Source organism: Delftia deserti (assembly GCF_042653485.1).
GTDB lineage: Bacteria > Pseudomonadota > Gammaproteobacteria > Burkholderiales > Burkholderiaceae_C > Comamonas > Comamonas acidovorans.
On sequence record NZ_JBHSIH010000001.1, the window covers coordinates 2,255,531 to 2,277,061 of the forward strand.

24 protein-coding genes are annotated in these 21,531 nt (G+C 66.4%); 17 read left to right on the plus strand and 7 right to left on the minus strand.

What is annotated here, in order from left to right; all coding sequences use genetic code 11:
* Positions 1 to 19 precede the first annotated feature (19 nt).
* The 15 genes from ACFPFG_RS10900 to ACFPFG_RS10970 all read left to right on the plus strand — a co-directional run bounded on the left by ACFPFG_RS10900 (position 20) and on the right by ACFPFG_RS10970 (position 9,777).
* Complete coding sequence (locus tag ACFPFG_RS10900; protein WP_380106492.1) at positions 20 to 670, plus strand: ATP-binding protein; 651 nt, start codon at positions 20 to 22, stop codon at positions 668 to 670.
* A 49-nt stretch (positions 671 to 719) separates the two neighbouring features.
* Positions 720 to 1,391, plus strand: a complete 672-nt coding sequence (locus tag ACFPFG_RS10905; RefSeq protein ID WP_380106494.1) for a hypothetical protein — start codon at positions 720 to 722, stop codon at positions 1,389 to 1,391.
* Between the two features lie 43 nt (positions 1,392 to 1,434).
* Positions 1,435 to 1,929 carry a siphovirus Gp157 family protein gene (locus ACFPFG_RS10910; RefSeq protein WP_380106495.1) on the plus strand — a complete coding sequence of 165 codons (495 nt, stop codon included), beginning with the start codon at positions 1,435 to 1,437 and terminating at the stop codon, positions 1,927 to 1,929.
* Positions 1,930 to 1,936: 7 nt separating this feature from the next.
* Positions 1,937 to 2,428 carry a hypothetical protein gene (locus tag ACFPFG_RS10915; protein WP_380106496.1) on the plus strand — a complete coding sequence of 164 codons (492 nt, stop codon included), beginning with the start codon at positions 1,937 to 1,939 and terminating at the stop codon, positions 2,426 to 2,428.
* A 164-nt stretch (positions 2,429 to 2,592) separates the two neighbouring features.
* On the plus strand, positions 2,593 to 3,195 hold the full coding sequence (locus ACFPFG_RS10920; RefSeq protein ID WP_380105554.1) for a hypothetical protein: 603 nt from the start codon (positions 2,593 to 2,595) through the stop codon (positions 3,193 to 3,195).
* A complete protein-coding gene (locus ACFPFG_RS10925; RefSeq protein WP_380106498.1) occupies positions 3,192 to 4,712 on the plus strand; it encodes a hypothetical protein in 1,521 nt (506 codons plus the stop codon). The genes ACFPFG_RS10920 and ACFPFG_RS10925 overlap by 4 nt, the downstream gene beginning before the upstream one ends.
* Positions 4,709 to 4,936, plus strand: a complete 228-nt coding sequence (locus tag ACFPFG_RS10930) for a hypothetical protein (protein WP_380105558.1) — start codon at positions 4,709 to 4,711, stop codon at positions 4,934 to 4,936. The genes ACFPFG_RS10925 and ACFPFG_RS10930 overlap by 4 nt, the downstream gene beginning before the upstream one ends.
* Positions 4,937 to 4,938: 2 nt before the next feature.
* Positions 4,939 to 5,352, plus strand: coding sequence for a hypothetical protein (locus ACFPFG_RS10935; RefSeq protein WP_380105560.1), 414 nt, complete (start codon positions 4,939 to 4,941; stop codon positions 5,350 to 5,352).
* Positions 5,353 to 5,388: 36 nt separating this feature from the next.
* Positions 5,389 to 5,730 carry a hypothetical protein gene (locus tag ACFPFG_RS10940; RefSeq protein WP_380106500.1) on the plus strand — a complete coding sequence of 114 codons (342 nt, stop codon included), beginning with the start codon at positions 5,389 to 5,391 and terminating at the stop codon, positions 5,728 to 5,730.
* The gene (locus ACFPFG_RS10945; RefSeq protein WP_380106502.1) at positions 5,720 to 5,914 is read left to right on the plus strand and encodes a hypothetical protein; all 195 of its coding nucleotides are present in this window, start codon (positions 5,720 to 5,722) and stop codon (positions 5,912 to 5,914) included. The genes ACFPFG_RS10940 and ACFPFG_RS10945 overlap by 11 nt, the downstream gene beginning before the upstream one ends.
* Complete coding sequence (locus tag ACFPFG_RS10950) at positions 5,911 to 6,708, plus strand: hypothetical protein (protein WP_380106504.1); 798 nt, start codon at positions 5,911 to 5,913, stop codon at positions 6,706 to 6,708. The genes ACFPFG_RS10945 and ACFPFG_RS10950 overlap by 4 nt, the downstream gene beginning before the upstream one ends.
* A 445-nt stretch (positions 6,709 to 7,153) precedes the next feature.
* Complete coding sequence (locus ACFPFG_RS10955) at positions 7,154 to 7,363, plus strand: excisionase (RefSeq protein WP_380106505.1); 210 nt, start codon at positions 7,154 to 7,156, stop codon at positions 7,361 to 7,363.
* A 1-nt stretch (position 7,364) separates the two neighbouring features.
* The gene (locus tag ACFPFG_RS10960) at positions 7,365 to 8,435 is read left to right on the plus strand and encodes a tyrosine-type recombinase/integrase (protein WP_380106507.1); all 1,071 of its coding nucleotides are present in this window, start codon (positions 7,365 to 7,367) and stop codon (positions 8,433 to 8,435) included.
* A 24-nt stretch (positions 8,436 to 8,459) separates the two neighbouring features.
* Positions 8,460 to 8,987 (plus strand): low molecular weight protein-tyrosine-phosphatase, encoded by a 528-nt coding sequence (locus tag ACFPFG_RS10965; protein WP_465251920.1) that lies wholly within the window; start codon positions 8,460 to 8,462, stop codon positions 8,985 to 8,987.
* A 22-nt stretch (positions 8,988 to 9,009) separates the two neighbouring features.
* Positions 9,010 to 9,777, plus strand: a complete 768-nt coding sequence (locus ACFPFG_RS10970) for a hypothetical protein (protein WP_380106509.1) — start codon at positions 9,010 to 9,012, stop codon at positions 9,775 to 9,777.
* 63 nt (positions 9,778 to 9,840) lie between these two features.
* Here the strand turns inward: ACFPFG_RS10970 and ACFPFG_RS10975 are convergent, their stop codons facing one another.
* From ACFPFG_RS10975 to ACFPFG_RS10990, 4 genes are all read right to left on the minus strand, one after another.
* Positions 9,841 to 11,679 (minus strand): sensor domain-containing diguanylate cyclase, encoded by a 1,839-nt coding sequence (locus ACFPFG_RS10975; RefSeq protein WP_380106511.1) that lies wholly within the window; start codon positions 11,677 to 11,679, stop codon positions 9,841 to 9,843.
* Positions 11,680 to 11,817: 138 nt separating this feature from the next.
* On the minus strand, positions 11,818 to 13,860 hold the full coding sequence (locus tag ACFPFG_RS10980; RefSeq protein WP_380106513.1) for a TonB-dependent receptor family protein: 2,043 nt from the start codon (positions 13,858 to 13,860) through the stop codon (positions 11,818 to 11,820).
* On the minus strand, positions 13,857 to 14,522 hold the full coding sequence (locus ACFPFG_RS10985) for an SCO family protein (protein ID WP_183018860.1): 666 nt from the start codon (positions 14,520 to 14,522) through the stop codon (positions 13,857 to 13,859). Before ACFPFG_RS10985 ends, ACFPFG_RS10980 begins: the two co-directional genes overlap by 4 nt.
* A 134-nt stretch (positions 14,523 to 14,656) precedes the next feature.
* Positions 14,657 to 15,025 (minus strand): DUF2946 family protein, encoded by a 369-nt coding sequence (locus ACFPFG_RS10990; RefSeq protein ID WP_183018859.1) that lies wholly within the window; start codon positions 15,023 to 15,025, stop codon positions 14,657 to 14,659.
* Positions 15,026 to 15,128: 103 nt separating this feature from the next.
* Between ACFPFG_RS10990 and ACFPFG_RS10995 the strand changes: the two genes are divergently transcribed.
* A complete protein-coding gene (locus ACFPFG_RS10995; RefSeq protein ID WP_197957185.1) occupies positions 15,129 to 15,893 on the plus strand; it encodes an alpha/beta fold hydrolase in 765 nt (254 codons plus the stop codon).
* Between the two features lie 82 nt (positions 15,894 to 15,975).
* Here the strand turns inward: ACFPFG_RS10995 and ACFPFG_RS11000 are convergent, their stop codons facing one another.
* Genes ACFPFG_RS11000 through ACFPFG_RS11010 form a run of 3 tightly spaced genes read right to left on the minus strand, consistent with a single transcriptional unit; the run spans position 15,976 to position 19,454 of the window.
* On the minus strand, positions 15,976 to 17,667 hold the full coding sequence (locus tag ACFPFG_RS11000) for a cobaltochelatase CobT-related protein (protein WP_380106516.1): 1,692 nt from the start codon (positions 17,665 to 17,667) through the stop codon (positions 15,976 to 15,978).
* On the minus strand, positions 17,657 to 18,634 hold the full coding sequence (locus ACFPFG_RS11005) for an AAA family ATPase (RefSeq protein WP_197957187.1): 978 nt from the start codon (positions 18,632 to 18,634) through the stop codon (positions 17,657 to 17,659). The genes ACFPFG_RS11000 and ACFPFG_RS11005 overlap by 11 nt, the downstream gene beginning before the upstream one ends.
* Positions 18,627 to 19,454: an IclR family transcriptional regulator gene (locus ACFPFG_RS11010; RefSeq protein ID WP_012203918.1), complete on the minus strand. Its 828-nt coding sequence runs from the start codon at positions 19,452 to 19,454 to the stop codon at positions 18,627 to 18,629. The genes ACFPFG_RS11005 and ACFPFG_RS11010 overlap by 8 nt, the downstream gene beginning before the upstream one ends.
* A gap of 131 nt (positions 19,455 to 19,585) precedes the next feature.
* On the opposite strand from ACFPFG_RS11010, the gene xsc reads away from it, so the two are divergent.
* Entirely contained in the window at positions 19,586 to 21,397 is a 1,812-nt protein-coding gene (gene xsc, locus ACFPFG_RS11015) for a sulfoacetaldehyde acetyltransferase (RefSeq protein ID WP_380106519.1), read from the plus strand.
* Positions 21,398 to 21,531: the final 134 nt, after the last annotated feature.

Below are 21,531 nucleotides of genomic sequence, written 5' to 3' on the forward strand. Positions count from 1 at the left end.
GCAACTCAAGGAAAAAACCATGTCCATTGCAACAATGATCCTCGGCAACTCGGGCAGCGGGAAGTCAACGAGCCTGCGCAACCTGGACCCAGATAAGACGCTGCTGATCCAGTGCATCAATAAACCTCTGCCGTTCCGCGCAGGCGGCTGGAAGCCTTGCAGCAAAGAGAATCCGCAAGGGAGCGTAATTCGCACCGACAGCCCTGAAAAGATCCTGCGCATCCTGGAGGGCAGCACAAAGGAAATCGTCGTGATTGACGACTATCAGGCTGTGCTGATCAACGAGCTGATCTCCCGAAGCAACGAGCGCGGCTACGACAAATTCACGGACATCGCCAAGAACGCCTGGAGCGTATTCCAAACCGCTGGAAAGCTGGCCGAACACCGGCGCGTCTACATCATGACGCACACCCAGACCGACGAGACCGGGCAGGTGAGGATGAAGACGGTCGGGAAGATGGTGGACAGCATGATTGTCCCAGAGGGCTATTTCACGATCGTCCTGCGCACCGAGCTGATCAACGGGCAGTACCTATTTGCCACCCAGACCAACGGCCAGGACTGCTGCAAGTCCCCAATGGGCATGTTCCAAGACCACCACATACCCAACGATCTCGCCGATGTGGACTCAAAGATATGCGAGTTCTACGGCTCCACCGAAACCGCCTAACAGGGCGGTTTTTCTTTTCCAAGCGCCACCAAGCAAAGGACCAAGCGCAATGTACCAACTCGACACATCAGCAGCTCGTGAAGCCGAGAACGTCAGCAACTACCTGTCCGAAACGGGGAAGTACAAGGGCAAGTTCACCAGGGCCGAAAAGCTGGTGAGCACGAAGAAGGGAACGCACGGCATCGGCTTCACATTCGAGACAGATTCGAAGCAGACCACGCGCTTCGACATCTGGACGATGAATGCCCAAAACGAGTACCTGGGCGGCTTCAAGGCCGTGAACGCCATCATGGCCTGCATGAAGCTGAAATCCCTGTCTGAGGGCCGGGCTGAGGTCGAGCGCTACGACTACGAGGCGAAGCAGCGCTACAAGGAAGAAGCAGACGTGTTCCCCGATCTCGTTGGCAAGCCTATCGGCTTGGTGCTGGTCAACACGGAATACGAAAAGATGCGCGATGGCCAAAAGACTGGCGAAACAGGATGGCGCCTGGAGCTTGTCGCGCCATTCGAGGCGGCTACCGGCTTCACTGCCTCCGAGATCCTGGACCGCGCAACGCAAGCGAAGAAGCTGGATGCGTTGGCTTCCATGCTGGCAGATCGCCCGCTGAAGAACCGCCCAGCGCCACGCCAAAGCGCCGGACATGCGCAAAACGGCGGTCCGCCTGCTGGGCATCCAGCCAACGCTGGTTTTGCCCCGAGCGATGACGACTTTCCCTATTGATGCGTAAGGGGGCGCTTCGGCGCCCTCTTCTTTTGGAGAAATCATGAACATCACTCTGTTCGATGCAGCGCAGCAAGTGCGCGAGGCCATGGGGGAGATTGACCCAGACACAGGAGAGATTTCCGAATCCTACGCAGGCAGTGTGGCCCTGTTCGAGCAGAAGGCCGTGGCGTGCGTGGCCTATGCAAAGGATGAAGAAGTGAACATCGCTGCAGCCAAGGCGATGCTCAAGCAGATGCAGGAGAAGCTGAGGGCCCGGGAAGATCGCCTTGTCCGCTTCAAGGCATACATGGCTGACTGCATGCAGGCTACCGGCATCACCGAGGTCAAGCATGAAAACGGCCTGTTCGGCGCAAAGCTGTACTTTGGGCGCGATGAGGTTGTTGTGCTGTCTGATGGCTATCAGTTCCCGCCAGAGCTTTGCAATGAGCCAAAGCCGCCAGAACCCAGCAAGACCAAGATCAAGGCTGCCATCAAGGCAGGCCAGCCGGTCAGCGGGGCTCAAATCATCCGCAAAGATCGACTCGTCATCAGCTGAGGCCCCCATGCAACTCAACAGAGCCCAGCGCCGCGCGGCCAAGAAGCAGCGGCGCCCTGTTCGTGGTGCTGGGCACATCCAGTTGCCCATCAACATCCGATTCGGCAAGGCAGACGAGACTCAGCTACAGCTTGTCCCGCTCGGTCTCGCCACCACGCTGATCGAAGGCACTGCCGACGAATCGACGTGGCACACGCTGACGCTGCGGATCAACTGGGGCAGGTTCCTGGCGAGCGACTACTTCCCAGATGCAGAAGCTGCGATGGTGGCTGCACAGGACGCAATGCGCTCCATCAGCGCCCGTCATGACCGCGCACAGACCTGGGGAGCATCCAAGCCAGAGTACGACGCTATCTACGAGGCCCTACGCATCTGCAATGAGATGCAGCAGCAGTGCACGCGGCGAGAGCTTCGTGACGCATTGGAGCGCGTGTACGCGGCCAACGAGTACCACCAGAAGGTAACGGCGATCAAAAACCGGCTCGACGTCAGAGCCTGACACTCCCCTCCCCCGAAGCCCTCCCGGTGCATGCCGCGAGGGCTTTCCTGTTTCCGCCCCATGACCCCGACCCCACCCCCGGCCTGCCAGCAGTTGCTGCAGCGCGCAGGCCACGTCATCCAAACCACTGCAGCGCATTGGCGGCTGCTCAACAAGGAAGCCTCATGACAGCAACGAAGCAACAGCCCGAAATGATCCTGGCCAGCTCCCCCGAAGCCGCAAGCATTCAGACCGTCACCGGCTGGGTTTCGCGCGGCGGTAGGTTCTGGGGCAACGACGAGCACATGGCGCGCTACTGTGGATCGACCCACAGGCTTTGCGAAGCCAACCCCGAGCACGGCCCGGTCGAAAACCGCTCCTACTGCGAGGCGTGCCACGCTGAAAAGAACGAGACCAAGTGGCAGGCCATGCCGAAGGCGCCTCTTTCTGAGGAGCTGTTGCCGCTGTGCGTCTTCGACAGCGATCGCTACTTCTTCGACCTCGATGACCTGAGCGACTGGCTGGAGGAGCACGAACTAAATCCAGCAGACGTTCGCCTCGTGCAATGCAAGCCAGTGCACGCGCAGCCCATCGACCCCAATGAGCACTTCATGGACGACCTGCCAGAAGACGGCGAGGTCCCGGATGAGCTGCGCGAGGCATTCGATGTCCTGAACGCAGTGATTGCGACGTGCAAGCCGCTCTGCTGGCGGCCCGCAAACGAGCTGGGCGTCCTGCTCCCCGCCGACTTCCTCAACCCCGCCGACACCACGGAGCAAGCAGCATGACAGCAACAAAGATCCAGCCCGGCGACGACCTGCACCTGACGTCGCTGATGGCGCCCCACTCCCTGAACTTCGTCACCGGCGCAGACCGCGCAGCACTGCTGGCGTATGGCCGGGACGTGTTTGCCGCAGGCCTCGCCGGGGCAGCTCCTGCCGCTGTGGCGCCCCAGGGCGACAAGGATGATTCCCTACTGCTCTGCGCGTCCGACCTGCAGCACAGCGCTATCTACGACAGCCATTCTGAAATGCAGGATTGCGCGCGCTCCGTGGCAGATCGCATCAAAGCACTGGCAGCGCCCGCCCTGGAAGCGCCTCCCGCTGTGGCGCCTCAGGGCGAGGGTTGGCGCAAGCCCACGACCTACCTCCAGCGATTCGGTGACGCTATCGCTCTGCTGTGCCATGGACGGCGCCCTGACGACCTGGTGCTTTCGAGTTGGCTGGATGGCAGCAGCTTCGTTCTGCAGCAGTTCGCCATCGACAATGGCCCGGCCTGGGCTCAAGGGATCGGGCTGATCGATGCAGCCACCATCGCTGCAGATCAGCCGACAGAGGGTGTTGCGCACGAGATGCGCGCCGATCGGCCTGCCGCTGTGGCTGGGCCGGCCATCGACCGGGCTGCAACACTGGCAGCAATTGACGATCTTTCGGAGCCGAGTTGGACGGGATACGAGTGCCCCAACACATGGGCCGATGGTTTGTCAGCCGCGCGCGCGGTAGTGCAGTCTGCCCCGGCAGCGCCCGCCCTGGAAGCGCCTGCAGCCGTGGACGGCGATCAACTTGACAGCCTGGCGCGGCAAAAGCTGGGCGCACTGCTGAATGCGTTTGGCGAGGCGCAATGGCAGGCCGGCCGTGGTGTGCCGTGTCCGAGCATCGAAGATGCATTCGAAGCCGTCATCTCCGCCGCTGTCGCTCTGCTGGCAGCAGCACCCCAGGCCCCAGCACAGGAAACGCCCGAAGCCCGAGGCGCAACCGATGATGCAATCGACGCGATAGTGTTGCGCCAAACAGGCTTTGACGGCGATGGCTATCAAGCGATGACCGCAGACGAGCTGAGGCGGATTGTTCGTTCTGCGCTCGGCGAGTTGGCAGCAGCGCCCCAGGCACCTGCTGCGCCCTGGAAGGACCACCAGACCGCGCGCCTGGTCAACGACCTGCGCGACTGCGCGATCAAGTACCACGGCGCCGGGCAACTGCGCGAGCGTATCGCACACATCGTTGTGCCACTGTGCGATCAGCTCAAGGGCGCTCTGGCAGCACCTGCTGCGCCTGCAGTGGATGCACTGGCGCCCGTGCAGGCCCTGCTGGACGTGCACGCCGCATTGCTGGATGCCAACCCCTACGCCTACTTCGAGCTGGCGTACACGCGGCAGACAGGCTGGATGGCGTGGATCACGGACAAGCCGATGTACGGCGCTCAGCTCATCAACCCCGACCGCAAGGTGCTGGCGCGCGGCCAGGGCGACACGGCCGCCGCAGCATGCGCAGCCGCAGCCCAGGCCAAGGAAGGCGGTGACCAATGAGCCGCAGCCTCGGACACAAGGCCCTGCACAAGAAGGTCCAGAAGGAGGGCGGCCTGGACGCCGAGGGCAGGAAGATGTTCGCAGACGGCCTGCCCTGTCCACCCGACAACGGCGATCACGGGAAAGACCACGCTCGCGCGAAAGGGTGGCGCCGTGCGGCCGCTGAAGCACGGCAGCCCAAGAACCGCAAGGCCGCAGCCCAGGCAGCAGCCAAGGGGACGTGAGCATGGGATACACCCTGAACCCGCGAAACAAGGCGGCAGGCGACTTCAACGCCGGCGGATTCTCGTGGCCGTGGATGTTGGATGCCGGCGTTGGCCTGCCCCTGGGCTATGGCAAGGCCTTCGTGCCTGGGCAGTACGTCGCGCGGAATCGCAAGGATGGACTGTGCGTTTCCACAAACGATGGCGCCCGGGTCTCGGCCTCCGAGGCGAAGCAGATGGCGCAGATCGCTCGCTGGGTGGCCGACCTGCAGGACAGCCTGTATGCCGAGTGGGAAAAGATGCCGGCCAGCGAACAGCAGCGCATGCGTGACGACCGCACCCGCCTTTACACCCTGCCCGTGCGCCGCGACTTCGTTGAGGAAACGCGCGCATTTGCTGACTGGGCCGAGAAGTCTGGAGGCTTCCGTGTCTGGTAACGAACCCGCGCGCCCCACTGGGCACAAGGAGAGCACATGACCAAGCTGCACATTGAGCGGCAGGGAGCTGCCGTGATTTCGCATGCTGTCGTCGTTTACCAGAGCGACACAGTGGTGCTGATTGACCTGAGCATGAACACGAAGCGCACGGCGGTCGGCTGCCTCATGGAGGTGGACGGCGTGCCGGGCCTCTCAATCACAACGCATGAGGGGTCGGTGCACCTACACCCCATCGAAACGGGATGGACGGACATCACCTTGCCAGACTGGCATGGCTGGGACATCTTCTCTGCCATGGGCGGCAAGTGGGCCGTTCGCATCGCTCTCCACCACCCAGAGCGCGCCCAGGCGCAGCAGAAAGGACCACATGGCGAATAAGGTGAAGGTCCTGGAGCTCGCAGACACGCTACAGCGCGCGGCCGACGACCCCATGTGGGCAAACCACTGCGAGCTGCACAAGCGCACGGCTCGCGAGTCTGCCGAGGCCCTGCGCTTCATGCTCAACGACAACCGGAACCTGCGCGCCCGCCTCAGGGTGCTGGAGAAAGGACAGACCCCGTGACCACAGCACCAACACCCTCCGACGTGGAGCGCTTGGCCCGAGGCCTTGAGGAAGGCTTCTGCGGCTACGCGGCATGGCTCCAGCCAGCCGCCGCGGAGCTGCGCCGCCTGCAGGCCGACAACGAGGCCATGCGCGAGACGCTGGAGTTCGTGGAGCGCTGGGCCGTGCATCACGCCAGCAAGCCGCACATGACGGCGGAACTGGCCCTGGGAAGCATCCAGCATCACCCCGAAATCCGCGCCATCACCGAGCGCTATGCAGACAGCAAGAGGCCGGACACCTTCGACCCATACGCCCGCATCGCAGAGCTGGAGGCGCAACTCGTGGCCGAGGCCCGCGCCACGGCAGAGCACAAGCTCCGCGCCGACCAACTGGCCCAGCAGCACCGCATGCAGGCCCAGATGCATGCTCAGGCCACCCAGCAATTGGCAGAGCTGGAGGCGCGCAAGCCGCTGCCGCTGAGCTACCGTGTCGGCGCGATGACCAGCAGCGTAGACGGCGCCGCCACGGTCAGCCTGCACTTCAACGACATGGCCGAGGCCGAGGCGTGGTTCGTGGCGATCACCGATCAGTACGATGCCGGCCTGGTTGACAAATCGCCGAATCTGCAAGGAACGCTGGTTGACAAAACCGCGAATTTGCAAGATCGGCCGGTATCGCTCATCGCCAGCCGCGAGGTGGTTGCAGACGGCCCCGTGCATGTCACGCGCCTGCACCTCACCGAGGAGGGCCGCGCCGCGCTCACATCCAAAGCCGCCGGCCCGCTGCCGGGCATCACCGGAGGATCGTCATGATCTACGCACTACTCATCGGCATTGCCGTCTATTTCGCAGTCATTTCGCTTATCGACGTGCTGGTGTTGCTTGGCAGATATGGAGTGATTTGATGAGCAAACGAGCCCGCGAGCGCGGCGACAAGCGCGACAGGTGGCAAGAGCCACAGGACCAGCAACCAGGGCCCGCACCAGCGGGTTCTTTCATTTGAGGGGATGACATGGCAGAACGCAAGCTCTGGTGCCGCATCTTCGGATGCAAAGAAATCACCACCGCATCAGGCTACCCGGCATGGTCAAGGGTCTGGCACTCCTACAAAGAGTGCACGCGCTGCGGACACAAGGTGGACGAGATCGATGATCTTTTCGCCCCACCTCGTCCTGAGGATTGGCCGCTATCGACAAACTTGATGCGCCGTCATCGCCAACCCCAGCCCCGCTAGTCGGGGCTTTTTCATGAGCAAACCATGAGCAAACGAATCAAACTCTTGGACTGGGCTGCGCGGCACTTTGACCCCATCCCAAGCCTTTGGACGCTGCGCCGACTGGTGCGAGATGGGAAGATCGAGCCGAAGCCGGTCAAGGTGGGGAAGTGCTACTACGTGCAAGAAGACGCACGCCCTATCGACCATAACCAGCGGCAAACGCTACTGGATCGCGTGAGAAAGGCGGCATGAGATGGCTGCAAGGCCAAGGGATAGAGTGCGCAGGGACTGGCCTGCCGGCCTGCGCGAGCCGCGGCCCGGGTACTTCACATGGCGCAACCCGGCGACGGGCAAAGACCTTGCGATAGGCCGCGTCTCCATCGCTCAAGCCAAGCGCGAGGCGAACGAAGCGCTTGCTTTTGTGCTTTCGGACAAGCCGGCACTACTGGAGCGCATCCAAGGAAAGGACAACACGATCGCCGACTTGCTCGACAAGATGCCAGTCAGCCCGGTCTACAACACGGCAAAAAGCAACCGATCTCTTGACAAGAAGATCCGCGAAGGCCTGGGGCAGATCGCATGCGGCGGCCTTTCGGTGGCTCACTGCGCGAAGTTCATCGAGGATGAGGCAGAAGCAGGCAGGAAGCGTTCTGCGCAGGCGCTGAGGGCTCGGCTGTACGCCGTCTGCAGCCGTGGCCGCACGCTAGGGTGGATGGATGAAAACCCTGTGGAGCCAACTTCCAAGCCGGTGGCCAAGACAGCCAGAAGCCGCCTGACGCTTGACCAGTTCCGCCAGATTCTGGACAAGGCGCCAGAGGTGGCGCCTTGGCTGCCTGGCGCCATGCTGTTGGCCCTGATCTCCGGCATGGATCGAGATACTGTTTCCAAGCTGGAGCGCAAAGCAATTGGCAAGGAGTTTCTGACGATCAACCGCGCGAAGACAGGCATTTGGCTGGAGATCCCATTGTCTCTGAGGATGGATGCGATGGGCATGACGCTGCTGGATGCATTGTCTGCATGCCGATCAAACGTGGTCAGCAAGTATGTAGTGCATCACCGAAAGACATACCGTGCAGGCGTGGAGGCTGGCAGCGCGGTATTCGTGGACCGCATCACCAAGGCATTCACGGAAGCGCGCGATCTCGCAGGGATCACGGGCGAGAACGCGCCTACATTCCATGAGATACGCTCCCTGTCCAAGCGCACGTACATGGCCCAGGGCAACGTGGATACCAAAGCACTGCTGGGCCACAAATCGGAGAGTGCGGCTGCGATTTACGCAGATCCGCGCGGCATTGAGCCGGTGCGCGTGAAGGTGTCGTAGCGCCTCTTATCCACAGGAGGGGATATGGAACAAATTAGGGAACAATTAGGTAACACAGGAGGTTCTACAGAGAGGAAAAGAATCCTCTTGGTCTGCACAGGCAACATCTGCCGCAGCCCCACGGCCCACGGCGTGCTCGAGAAAATGGTGGCCGACGCGGGCCTGGCAGGCCGCATCGAAGTGGACTCTGCGGGCACGCACGGCTACCACGTGGGCGAGGCGCCCGACCGCCGCTCCCAGGCCCATGCCGCCCGGCGCGGCTATGACCTGTCGCAGCAGCGCGCGCGGCAGCTTCGGGCAGAGGATTTCAGGGCATTCGACCAGGTGCTGGTGATGGACGGCGCCAACGAATCTGCAGCGCACCGGATCTGCCCCGAGGGCGAATGGCACAAGGTGCATCGGCTGACGGACTTCTGCACCGAACACGCGGCACGCGAAGTGCCCGACCCCTACTACGGCGGCGACCGGGGTTTCGAGGACGTGCTGGACCTGGTGGAGGATGCCTGCGCGGGGCTGCTGGCCACGCTGGGCATGGCGCCGCGCAAGGGTTGACAAGCCACGGCACCGCTTGCGCATGCGAATCCTCATTCTTTGCTTCGGCATCCTGGGCACGCTTGTGTTCGGCGCAGCCTTCGCCCTGTCGTTTTCCTCGCCATTGCTGGTCGAGAACCTGGGCAAGGAGATCATCCGCATCGAGATCGAGCGCAGGCTGGGCACCCAGCTGGATACGCTGACAGGCTCGCGCATGGCGGGCCTGGCCCAGAAGGCGCTTGGCAGGACAGAGAGCGAGATCGCCGCAGTGCGGCGCGAGATCGAGGCAGGCATCCCCGACAAGCTGGCTTCGGTCATGACCGACATGCGCCGCGCCGACTGCGAATGCCGCAAGCGCAAGGCCGTCTACGCGCAGCAACGCCAAGCCAACCAGCTGGCATCGCTGATCCAGATGCGAGCCCGGCTGGTGGAATTCATCGAGTCGGCCTACCACCAGACCACGGCCAGCCTGGTGCGGGAGTTCAGGATCTTCACTGCGTCCAATGCGCTGGTGTTTCTGGCCCTGACCGGCGTGACGGCGCGACGCAGGCGGGCGGGGCTGCAGCTGGCACTGCCCGCCATCGTGCTGGTGACCGCCTCGGCGGTGACTGCCATGCTGTATCTGTTCGCACAGGACTGGCTGCACACCATTGTGTTTGGCACCTACATCGGCCTGGCCTACATGGCCTATCTGGCCTTTGCCATCGCGCTGCTGTGCGACATCGCATTCAACCGGGCACGCGTGTGCACACGGGCCATCAACGGCCTTGCGTCGTCTTTTGGTTCGGCATTCGAGGTCTTGCCTTGTTGAGCCCAAGGCACCACCTGCCCCGGCAACTGCCCCAATCACAGCAGCGGCACGGCCTCCATAGTCCTACCCACCCGCCAGCACGATCCGCCCCTTGCCCGCGCGCTTGGCCGCGTACATGGCCTCGTCGGCGCGCTGCAGGAGCTGGGTGGCATCTTCCCGGGCGGCATTGAGGGCAACGCCCATGCTGGCGCCGACCTGCACGGTGGCGCCGCCATGCAGGCGGATGGGCTGGCAGATGGAGGCCAGGCAGCGCTGCATGATCTGCAAGGCGTCTTCGGCGGAGGCCAGTTTGTCCAGCAGCAGCACGAATTCGTCTCCGCCCAGGCGGGCGACGCAGTCGGTTTCGCGGGCCTGGGTGGTGAGGCGGCGGGCAATGATGCGCAGCACTTCATCGCCGGCATCGTGTCCTTCGGTATCGTTGACCTGCTTGAAGCCGTCCAGGTCCATGAAGCAGACGGCCAGCTGGCCGGGGCCGCTGGCCTGGGCCAGCGCGCGCTGCAGCCGCGCCTGCAACGCGCGGCGGTTGGCCAGGCCGGTCAGCACGTCGTGCAATGCCTGGTGCTGGGCCGCCTGCTCGCCGCGCTTGAGGGCGTCGATGTCCACGAAGACCCATATCGATTCGCCATCGGCCAGGCCCGCGCCGCTGACATCGACCCAGAGCAGGCTGCCATCGCGGGTCTGCAACTGCATCTGGGTGTGGCATTTTCCGCCGGAGCGCAGTGCGCCATAGGCCAGTTCGCCGGAGCGTTCGTAGGTTTCCTCGTCCGGGTAGAGGATGCGGGCCGAGGTGCCCTGCAGCTCGCCGGCCGGGCGCTTGAGCATGCGCTGCATGGCCTGGTTGGTCCACAGCAGCCGGCGCTCGCGCAGGCGCGCCATGCCGATGAGGTCGTTGTCCATGAACAGTTCCTGCTGGCGCAGCAGTTCGGCGAGCCGGATGCGCGCCACGCGTTCGCGCTGCTGCAGCAGATAGAGGCTGACCGAACCCAGCGCGATCAGCGCGATGCTCAGGCCGGTGAGCGCCCAGGCACGCCAGGCCGATGCACGCCACCCCGCCAGGTAGCTTTCCGTGCCCAGGCCGGTGAAGACGGTCAGCGGATAGCCGGCCAGGCGCTGGTAGGCCGTGATGCGCTCCACGCCATCGAGCAGCGTGGGCGTGATGTACCAGCCAAGCTCCCGGTCATCGGCCAGGGCCCGGTGGTACTCGCCCGAGACTTCCGAGCCGCCGATGCCGGCCATGGGCTGGGGATCGCCTGCCGCGTAGCGGGCCACCAGCAGATCCTTGTCCGAACGCAGCGCAATGGCGCTGTCGGGCCCGAAGGCCTGGCGGCGGAACAGCGACTGGAAATGCTCGGCCGCGACGACCGCGTAGACGATGCCCTGGAAATCCCCGTCGCCGGATTGCAGCCGCCGCGCCAGCACGATGGCCCATTTCTTGAAGGAGTGGCTGACCAGCGGGTCGGAGACCACCATGCGGTCGGTGTTGCGCGCGCGGTCGAAGTAGCTTCGATCGGCCACGGAGAACGCCGGCTCATCCTCGTTGGCGGTCTGCAGGACCTGGCCATTGGCGTCGGTGACGCGCAGCGCCGTGACGAAGGGAACGAGGGCGCGCTGCTCCTGCAGGATTTCATAGAGGGCCAGCGCCGCCACGTCCGCGCCCTCCAGACTCCGGCTGCGGTAGCGGCCCGCGACGGTGGCCAGGGCGTTGTCCACCAGCCGCATCTCGGCGTTCAGCTCCAGGCTCAGGCTGCGCGCCTGGTTCCGGGTGACGGCAACGCCCAGGTCCAGGTCGGCCTGGTGGTTGGCACGCAGGCTCAACCAGGTGGCCAGGCCCAGCAGGCCGGCCACCAGCAGGTTGCCGAGCACCAGGCGCCGGAGCACCTTGTCGGAAAGAAGCCTCTTCATGGCGCCGGGTGTGCCTTTCCTTCGGGCTGGATGGGCATCGGGGTGGATGGACCGGCCCATTTTTAGCACAAGGCAGGAGCGCGCCATGCCAGGTCGCACGCCATGGCAGCGGCGCCTTTCGCCGCTGCGCCCGGCCCCTCAGGGCATGCGCCAGCTCAGGCCTGCGTAAACGGCCCGGCCATCTCCGGGAAAGTAGTAGGCACCGTCCACGCCGCGCACATTGGCCTGTACGGCCGTGGTCGCGGCATAGCGCCGGTCGGTCAGGTTGCGGCCTTCGACGAACCAGCTCCAGCCATCGCCCAGCGCCCCGCTCAAGCGCAGGTTGAGCAGCGCATAGCCATCGGAGGCCACGGTGTTGGCATGGTCCACCCAGGTGCGCGAGGGCAGCCACTCCAGGCCGGGCGCGACCGTGACCTGCTGCGTGGCCTTCCACTGCAGCTCGGCCCGCAGCAGGTGCGGCGGGATGCCGGCCAGGCGGCGGCGGCCGTAGACGGCGTCGTTGTCAAAGCGCAGGTCGCTGTAGAGGTACTGGGTGCGCAGCGACCAGCGCGGCGCAAGCCGTGCCTGCATGGACAGCTCCAGCCCCTGGTGGATGGTGCGGTCGGCATTGGTGGTGCCCAGGGCCGCGCCGCTGGCGTCGGTCAGCGCCAGCAGTTCGCTGCGCACGCGCGAGTGGTAGAGCGCGGCGTCCCAGGCCAGGGCCTCGCCGTGGCCGCGCCAGCCGGCCTCCACCGTGGTTGCGCTTTGCGCGCGCCCCAGCGGCAGCGAAGGCTGGTAGACCAGCTCGCCAATGGGTGGTGCCTCGAAGCTGCCGCTGATGTTGGCGTACCACTGCGACGTGGGCGTGGCCGCGAACAGCAGGCCCAGCTTGGGCGAGGTGTGGCTGAAATCCACGTCGTAGCTGGCGGCGGGCGCCAGCAGATTGTCCTGGCGGCGCTGGGCGCGCACGAACTGCAGGCCGGCCTGCAGCGTCCAGCGGGTGCTCAGGCCATGGCTGTATTCGCCATAGACCACGTCCTGCTGCGCCTTCACGCGCGTGCGCCCCGTGGACGTGCCGGCCGCGCCGCCCGCATTGGTGTAGCGCCATTCATCGCCATCGAGCTGCGCGCTGGAAAAGCCCAGCACCAGCCTGCGCGTGAGGCCACCGCCCTGCCCCAGCTCGGCCACCAGGCGCGAGTCCAGGCCCGTGTCGCGCATGTCCTGCTGGACGATGCCCATGGTCATGGGGTGGAAGCGGTCGCGCTGCGCGGCGAACAGCGAAGTGGTCCAGCGCAGGCCTTCGCGCGGCTGCCAGTCCATGCGCAGGGCGCCGCGCGTCTGGCGATAGTTGTTGCCGGCGTCCTGCGCCACATAGCCGGGCGCGGCCTGGCGCGGATTGGCCAGCATGGCCGCGCGCGTGAGGCTGCCGGGCATCTGCATGTCGGCATCCACATGGGACAGGAAGGCGCGCAGCTCCAGCGTATCAGTGAGCTGCAGGCCCACATTGCCGGACAGGCGCTGCGTGCGCCAGGCCGACTGTTCGCGCCAGCCGTCCTGCTCGCTGCGGCCGATGTTCAGCAGGCCATCCACCCGATCGCCACGACCCGCCAGCTGGGCCTGTGCCTGCCGCTGGCCGAACGATCCGGCCTGCAGCCGCAGCGATGCGGCAGGCGCCGTCAACCCGGTGGGCGAGACAAAGTTGATCGCGCCGCCCAGGCTGCTGGCGCCGTACTCCAGCGCATTGGCGCCGCGCCAGACCTCGACATGCTGGGCCGCCATGGGGTCGATGGACTGGAAGTCCGCCGCGCCATCGGCCTGGTTCAGCGGTATGCCGTCCTGGTAGAGCTGTATGCCGCGCATCAGGTAGCCGCGCTGCACGCCCGAGCCGCGGATGGACAGCCGCGTCTCCGGGCCGTGGCGCGTCTGTGCGAGCACGCCGGGCGCGTAGGCCAGTGCATCGGCGGCGGTGCTGGCGCGCCCGGCCGCGTAGCTGGCTGCATCGATGACGGCCGTGCCGCCTGCGCGCTGCGACAGTTCATCGCGCGCAGCCTGCACGGCCTGGGCGGCACGCGCCTCGGGCGTGGCGGCGGCGCCACTGGCGCGCACCTCCACATCCGCAAGAACAGGTTCTGCCTGGGCCAGGGCGGAGGATGCCGCGCAAAGGCCTGCGGCGCCGGCCAGAGAAAGTGCAAAGCTCTTCATGCAGCCCCCAGGATCTGGCGCAGATCGGCCGCGCAGTCCTGCGCGTCCTGCTCATGGCGGAACGCCACGCGCAGCCGGCCCTCGGGATCGAAGACATAGGTGATGGCCGAGTGGTCCATGGTGTAGGACGCACCCGTGGGCACCTTCTTGTAGAAGACCTTGAATTCCCTGGCGACCTCGGCCGTCTGCGCCTCGTCACCGCGCAGCGCGACAAAGCCGGGGTCGAAGGCGCCCACATAGGCCTTGAGCACCTGGGCCGTATCGCGCTCGGGATCGATGGTGATGAAGGCCACGGCCAGCCGCGTGCCATCGGCCCCCAGCAACTGGCGGATCTCCAGCGCGCGCGTCAGCGCCGTGGGGCAGACATCGGGGCATTGGGTGAAGCCGAAAAAGACCATCAGGGCCTGGCCCTTGAAGTCGGCCAGCGTGCGCTCGCGTCCATCGGCATCGCGCAGGCGGAAGTCCCGGCCGTACTGCGCGCCGGTGAGGTCGATGCCCTTGAACGGTACGGTGGCGGGCTTGCAGCCGGCCAGCAGCGCCAGTGCGGCCAGGCCGCCGCCAAGGCAGGCACGGCGAGACAGGGCAACGGGAGCAACGGATGGGAGGGTCGAAGAAAAATCGGCGGCGCGCTGCGGCACCGCATGGCAATCGGAACGGAACATGGCTTCCCTGCATGGAATCTTGGCGGAGCCGCAGCGCCAAGGCTGCGCCCGGCCGGTGCGGCAATGTTCTGAGACAGGCAAGCGGCCAGAAAGCTCCAGACCACGCTGGACAGCGCTGGACGGCAGCCAATGCCTCAGGCGATCGACAACGGCAAGGGAGGCCCGCGCGGCGGCAGCGGCGCGCCGACCAGGGAGGCAATGCGTGCGGAGACGATGGGCTGCAGCGCGCGGCCCAGCGGCTGCGGTTGCGCCCAGGAGGGGGAGACATGCGCGGGCGGCGGCGTCACCGCCAGGCACAGAGGGCAGTCCAGCGAATGCTGGGCAGACACCGCCTGCCCCTCTTGGCCATTGACCACCACCAGCTTGACGCTGCCGCCTGCCGTGCAGACCAGCTCCATGGCCTGGGGATGCACCAGGGGCGATGCCACCGCCATGCCCAGCGTCAACGCGAACCACGCCATGACCAGGCGGGCCAGTGAGACGGAGTTGCGCAGGGCGTGCATGGCTGGGGATTATGGGGCTGAGATGCCGGATATGCGTGGTATCCGTAGCCGCATGCCCGCATGGGCCATCCCATAATCGCCTTTTCCCCAAGCAGTGACCGCCATGTCGAAACTCCATGTTGTGCAGCAGGGCCAAGGCCCGGCCCTCGTTCTGAGCCACGCGCTCGGTTGTGACCTCCAGATGTGGGACGGCGTTGCCCAGGCGCTGGAAGACCGCTTCACCGTGGTGCGCTACGACCACCGGGGCCACGGCCGCTCGCCCGCCATCGGCGAGGCCTTCGACATGAACGACCTGGCAGACGACGCAGCCGGCGTGATCGAGGCGCTGGGCCAGGGGCCGGTGCACTTCGTGGGCCTGTCCATGGGCGGCATGACGGCCCAGGCCCTGGCCGTGCGCCATCCGGCGCTGGTGCGCAGCATCACCATCGCCAATTCGGCCAGCTACTACGACGAGGCCGCGCGCGCAGGCTGGCAGGCGCGCATTGCCACCGTGCACGACCAGGGCGTGGCGGTGATTGCCGACGGCGCCATGCAGCGCTGGTTCACCCCCGAGTTCCGTACCGGGCAGGCGGCCCGCGTGGCCGCCTTGCGCGCAGGGCTGGAGGCTTTGGCGGCCAAGCCCTATGCGGCGGCCTGTGCGGCCGTGGGCGGCATCGATTTTCGCGAGAGCAATCGGCGCATCGCCTGCCCTGCGCTGCTCATTGCGGGCAGTCGCGATGAGGCCACGCCGCCTGCCCTGTCCGAGGACATGCAGGCGCAGATTCCGGGCGCGCAGCTGGTGTCGCTGCCCGCCGCGCATTTGAGTGCCGTGGAACTGCCCGTGGAGTTTGCGCAGTTGGTGAGCGACTTTGTCGCGCAGATCCGCTAGATCTGCAGTCCCACCCCGGGCGGATGGGCGCTGAGCGAAGTCGCTATCGTGGAGGGCATCACGGAAGGCACCACGGCCGGCATCACGGCCGACAGATCAACTCCGCCACGTCCATCAGCAGGGCTTCATCGATCTGCTCGCGCAGGTCCACCGCCAGCCTGCGCCGGTAGAACACGCCCAGGTCCAGCCCCACGCCCAGCGCGCGGATCTGCACGTCGCCCGCGCGCTCGTGCCGGGCGATGACCTGGCGCAGGTGCTGGTCCAGGTAGTGCTCGTCGTTGGCCTGGTGCGTGGCCGTGTCCATGGGGCAGCCGTCCGAGATGACGAGCAGGATGCGGCGCTGCGCGGGCTGCGCCAGCAGCCGCTCGCAGGCCCATTCCACGGCCTCGCCGTCCACGCCCTCGCGAAAGAGGTCGGGCCTGCGCAGCGCGGCAATGCCGTGGCGGGCGTGGCGCCAGGGTTTGGCGGCGTCCTTGAAGACGATGTGCAGCCGCTCGTTGAGCCGGCCCGGAATGTGGGGCTGGCCCGCGCGCTGCCAGTCGCGGCGGGCGCGGCCGCCGTTCCAGGCCTGGGTGGAAAAGCCCAGCACGTCCACCGGCACGCCGGCCATGGACAGCGCGCGACCCAGCAGGTCCACCAGCAGGGACAACTGGCGCGCATGTGCCTTCATCGAGCCCGAGCAGTCCAGCAGGAGGGCCACGGCCGCATCGCTGACGGGGCGCGGCAGCTCGTTCCTGAAGATGGCGCGCTGCTGCGGATCGCTGACCAGTTGCGCCAGCCGGCTTCCATCCAGGTGTCCATCCTCCAGGCCGAACTGCCAGCCGTCGTGGCGCGGCACGGCCAGGCGCTGCTGCAGGTGGCGGGCCAGCCGGCCCGCATGCAAGCCGCTGCGCGCCAGTTCCTCATCCATCTGCCCGCGGAACTCGGCCAGTTGCGCTGCGCGGATCAGCTCGGCCGCCTGCGCCTCGCGGTCATAGGCGCGCGTGAACACGCGGTAGCTGTGGGCCGATCCGGCCCAGGCGCGGCTGTCGCCGCTGAGCGCCACGGGCGGCGCATCCAGGCTTTGCGATTCAAAGTGCAGCGGCAGCGCGAAGCGGCCGCGCCGGCGCGGCCCGCCAGCGCCGCGCGGCGCCTCTTCCTGGGCTGACCGCACGGCCTGGCCCACCCAGCGGCTGATGGCCAGGGCCGGCGCAATGAAGGCCTGCTGGTCCTGCCGGTGGCGGCGCAGCAGGGCCCACTGCGCGCCCAGTTGCGCCGACAGGCCGGCGCGCGTGGCCTCGGCCAGGTCGGCCAGGGCATCGGGCGGCTCATGTCCGCTCAGGCGGCTCCAGGCGGTCAGCGCCACGGTGAACAGCAAAATGCCCAGGCTGCTTTCGGTCAGGCCCGAATCGGCAAAGGCCTGGCTCCAGTGCACAAAGCGCGCATGCAGGTTGGCGCGTGCGCCCGGCCATTCCTCGGGCGCCAGGCTTTCCACGCGCAACTGCTCCAGCAGCTCGAACACCAGCCGCTCCACCGGGTCGCCGGGCAGGTGGCGCGCGTGCAGCGCGGCATCGCTCAGGCGAAGGCGCAGGCTGGCACCGTCGAGCAGGCCGCGCTGGTCGGCCAATCGGGCCGGCACATCGGATTGGTGGGCCGCTGCCAGCACCACGGGCGCCGTGCCCCGGTACAGCGTCTGCCCGCTCCACTGCAGCGAGGCATCGCCCGCCATGGCGCGCAAGAGCGGCCCGCCCCAGGCCTCCATGCGCGCCAGCGAAGGGGATGCCTCAGCAGGCATGGGCGGGCTCGTCGCGCAGCGCCAGTTCCTGGCCGAAGCAGCGCTGGAAATACTCGGCCACGATGGCCCGCTCGGCCGGCTCGCACTTGTTGAGGAAGGACAGCTCGAAGGCCAGCCGCAGGTCATGGAAGATCTGCGCGTTCTCGGCCCAGGTGATGACGGTGCGCGGCGACATCAGCAGCGACAGGTCGCCCACCGCAAAGCCCTTGCGCGTGAGCGCGGCCAGCGCCACCATGGCGGCCACCTGCTCGCGCCCCTGCGGCGTGGCCAACTGCGGCACGCGCGCCAGCACGATGGCGGCTTCCTCGGCCGGCGCCAGGTAGTCCAGGCTGGTGACCAGGTTCCAGCGGTCGAGCTGGGCGTGGTTGAGCATCTGCGTGCCGTGGTACAGGCCGCTGAGGTTGCCCTGGCCCAGGGTGTTCATGGTGGCGAAGAGGCGGAACTGCGCATGCGGCTGGAGCACGCGCTTTTGGTCCAGCAGGGTGAAGCTGCCCTCGCGTTCGAGCACGCGCTGGATGACGAACATCACGTCGGGCCGGCCCGCGTCGTATTCATCGAAGACCAGGGCCACGGGCCGCTGCAGCGCCCAGGGCAGGATGCCTTCCTGGAACTGCGTGACCTGGCGGCCCTCCTGCAGCACGATGGCGTCCTTGCCCACCAGGTCCAGCCGGCTGATGTGGCCGTCGAGGTTGACGCGCACGCAGGGCCAGTTCAGTCGCGCCGCCACCTGCTCGATATGGGTGGACTTGCCCGTGCCGTGCAGCCCCTGGATGACCACGCGCCGGTTGTGCGCAAAGCCGGCCAGGATGGCCAGCGTGGCCTGCGGGTTGAAGCGGTAGGCCGGGTCCACGGCCGGCACATGCTCGCTGCGCTCGGCAAAGGCCGGCACCTGCATGTCGGTGTCCAGGCCGAAGGTCTCGCGCACGCCAAGTGTGCTCGTGGGATGCATCAGGGTCAGCTCAGTCATCGTCAGGGGCTCCCGGGGGGACTTCGTCGTTGATGCGCGCAATCGCCTCGGCCGCTGCGCGCAGTTGGGGAAGAAAGGACAGCGCCCGTTCGCGGGTGAAACGCATGATGGGCGCCTGCACGGCCAGCCCCATGTTCGAGGGGCCGCCCTGGATGGAGGGCACGAGCACGCCCAGGCACAGCAGGCCGGGAAGGAACTCCTCGTTGTCGAAGGCATGGCCCTGGGCGCGCACCTGGTCCAGTTCGGCGTCCAGCGCGTCGAAGGCCGTCAGCGTGTTGGCCGTGAAGCCCTCCAGCGGCACGGCCGACAGCAGCCGCCTGCGCTGCGCGGGCGCCATCTGGCTCAGGAACAGCTTGCCCGTGGCCGAGCAATGGGCCGGCACGCGCGAGCCCGGGTGCAGATAAAAGCGCAGCGGCGCGGGCGTCTCCACCCGGTCCAGGTAGAGCACCTCGCTGCCCGAGAAGGCGGTGATGTTGCAGCTCTCGCCGATGTCGCGCACCAGCTGGGCCAGCACCGCATGGCGCGCGCCATGCGTGGTGTTGTTGAGCAGCACGCTCTCGGCCAGCCGCATCAGCCGCCGGCCCGTGCCGTAGTGCCGGCCATTGCCCTCGCGCTGCAGGATGCCCGCGCCCTCGAGCTGCTGGAGCATGCGGTGCATGGTGGGCTTGGGCAGGCCTGTCTCCTCGACCATGGTCTGCAGCGTGAAGGGCTCGTTCTTCTGCGCAATCGCCTCCAGCAGCGCGAACAGCCGCAGGTTGGGCGTGTCGCCATCGATACGGGCAGGGATGGGGTCACGGGTGTTCATGGTGTTGGTCATCATATGTTTTTCAATTTTTCGAGTCAATTTGTTCCGAAAAAAGAAATTTGTTTGACATCCGGGCAAACTCAGTCCTAGACTTGCGCCGTGATTTCTTTTTTCGGAACTTAAAGTTCCATTTTCAAGGAGACAACATGACTGCAGCCAACAATCGTACGGTGGTCGAAGGCGTCCAGAAGATGACCCCTTCCGAAGCCTTTGTGGAGACCTGCGTGGCCAACGGCGTCACGGAGATGTTCGGCATCATGGGCTCGGCCTTCATGGATGCCATGGACATCTTCGCGCCCGCCGGCATCCGCCTGATCCCCGTGGTGCACGAGCAGGGCGCGGCCCACATGGCCGATGGCTATGCGCGCGTCTCGGGCCGCCATGGCGTGGTGATCGGGCAGAACGGCCCCGGCATCAGCAACTGCGTGACCGCCATCGCGGCCGCCTACTGGGCCCACAGCCCCGTGGTCATGATCACGCCCGAGACCGGCACCATGGGCATGGGCCTGGGGGGCTTTCAGGAAGCCAACCAGCTGCCCATGTTCCAGGAGTTCACCAAGTACCAGGGCCATGTCTGCAACCCCAAGCGCATGGCCGAGTTCACGGCCCGCTGCTTTGACCGCGCTATCTCCGAGATGGGCCCCACCCAGCTGAACATTCCGCGCGACTACTTCTACGGCGAAGTGCAGTGCGAAATCCCCAAGCCCATGCGCGTGGAGCGCGGCTCGGGCGGCGAAAACAGCCTGCAGGCCGCCACGGAACTGCTGGCCATGGCCAAGTTCCCCGTGATCCTGGCCGGCGGCGGCGTGGTCATGGGCGATGCGGTCGAGGAGTGCAGGCAGCTGGCCGAGCGCCTGGGCGCCCCCGTGGTCACGGGCTACCTGCGCAATGACGCCTTCCCCGCCAAGCACCCGCTGTGGGCCGGCCCGCTGGGCTACCAGGGCTCCAAGGCCGCGATGAAGCTCATCGCCCAGGCCGACGTGGTGATCGCGCTGGGCTCGCGCATGGGCCCCTTCGGCACCCTGCCCCAGCACGGCATGGACTACTGGCCCAAGAACGCCAGGATCATCCAGGTCGAGGCCGACCACACCAACCTGGGCCTGGTCAAGAAGATCTCGGTCGGCATCCACGGCGACGCCAAGGCCGTGGCGCGCGAGCTGGGCCGCCGCCTGCAGGGCCAGACCCTGGCCTGCGACGCCACCAAGGCCGCGCGCGCCGACACCATCGCCACCGAGAAGGCGGCCTGGGAGAAGGAGCTGGACGAGTGGACGCATGAGCGCGACCCCTACAGCCTGGACATGATCGAAGAGGCCAAGGGCGAGCGCACGCCCACGGGCGGCCAGTACCTGCACCCGCGCCAGGTGCTGCGCGAGCTGGAAAAGGCCATGCCGCCGCGCGTGATGGTCTCCACCGACATCGGCAACATCAACTCCGTGGCCAACAGCTACCTGCGCTTCGACGAGCCGCGCAGCTTCTTCGCGCCCATGAGCTTCGGCAACTGCGGCTATGCCCTGCCCACCATCATCGGCGCCAAGTGCGCGGCGCCCGACCGCCCGGCCATCGCCTACGCCGGCGACGGCGCCTGGGGCATGAGCATGGTGGAGATCATGACCGCCGTGCGCCATGACATTCCCGTCACGGCCGTGGTCTTCCACAACCGCCAGTGGGGCGCGGAGAAGAAGAACCAGGTGGATTTCTACAACCGCCGCTTCGTGGCCGGCGAGCTGGAAAGCGAGAGCTTCGCGGCGATTGCCAGCGCCATGGGTGCCGAGAGCATCGTGGTCGACCAGATCGAGGACGTGGGCCCGGCGCTGCAAAAGGCCATCGACCTGCAGATGAACCACGGCAAGACCTGCGTGATCGAGGTGATGTGCACGCGCGAACTGGGCGACCCGTTCCGCCGCGATGCGCTGGCCAAGCCCGTGCGCTTCCTGGAAAAGTACAAAGATTTCGTCTGACGCAGACTGACACCCCCTGAGGCGCTGCGCGCCTTCCCCCTCTCTACCCGCTGCGCGGGGGAGGGGGACGACACCCTCGGTGCGGGGCGGCCCTTCCTCGGTGTCCCTGGGATGGGCCGCGCCGGTTTCATGCG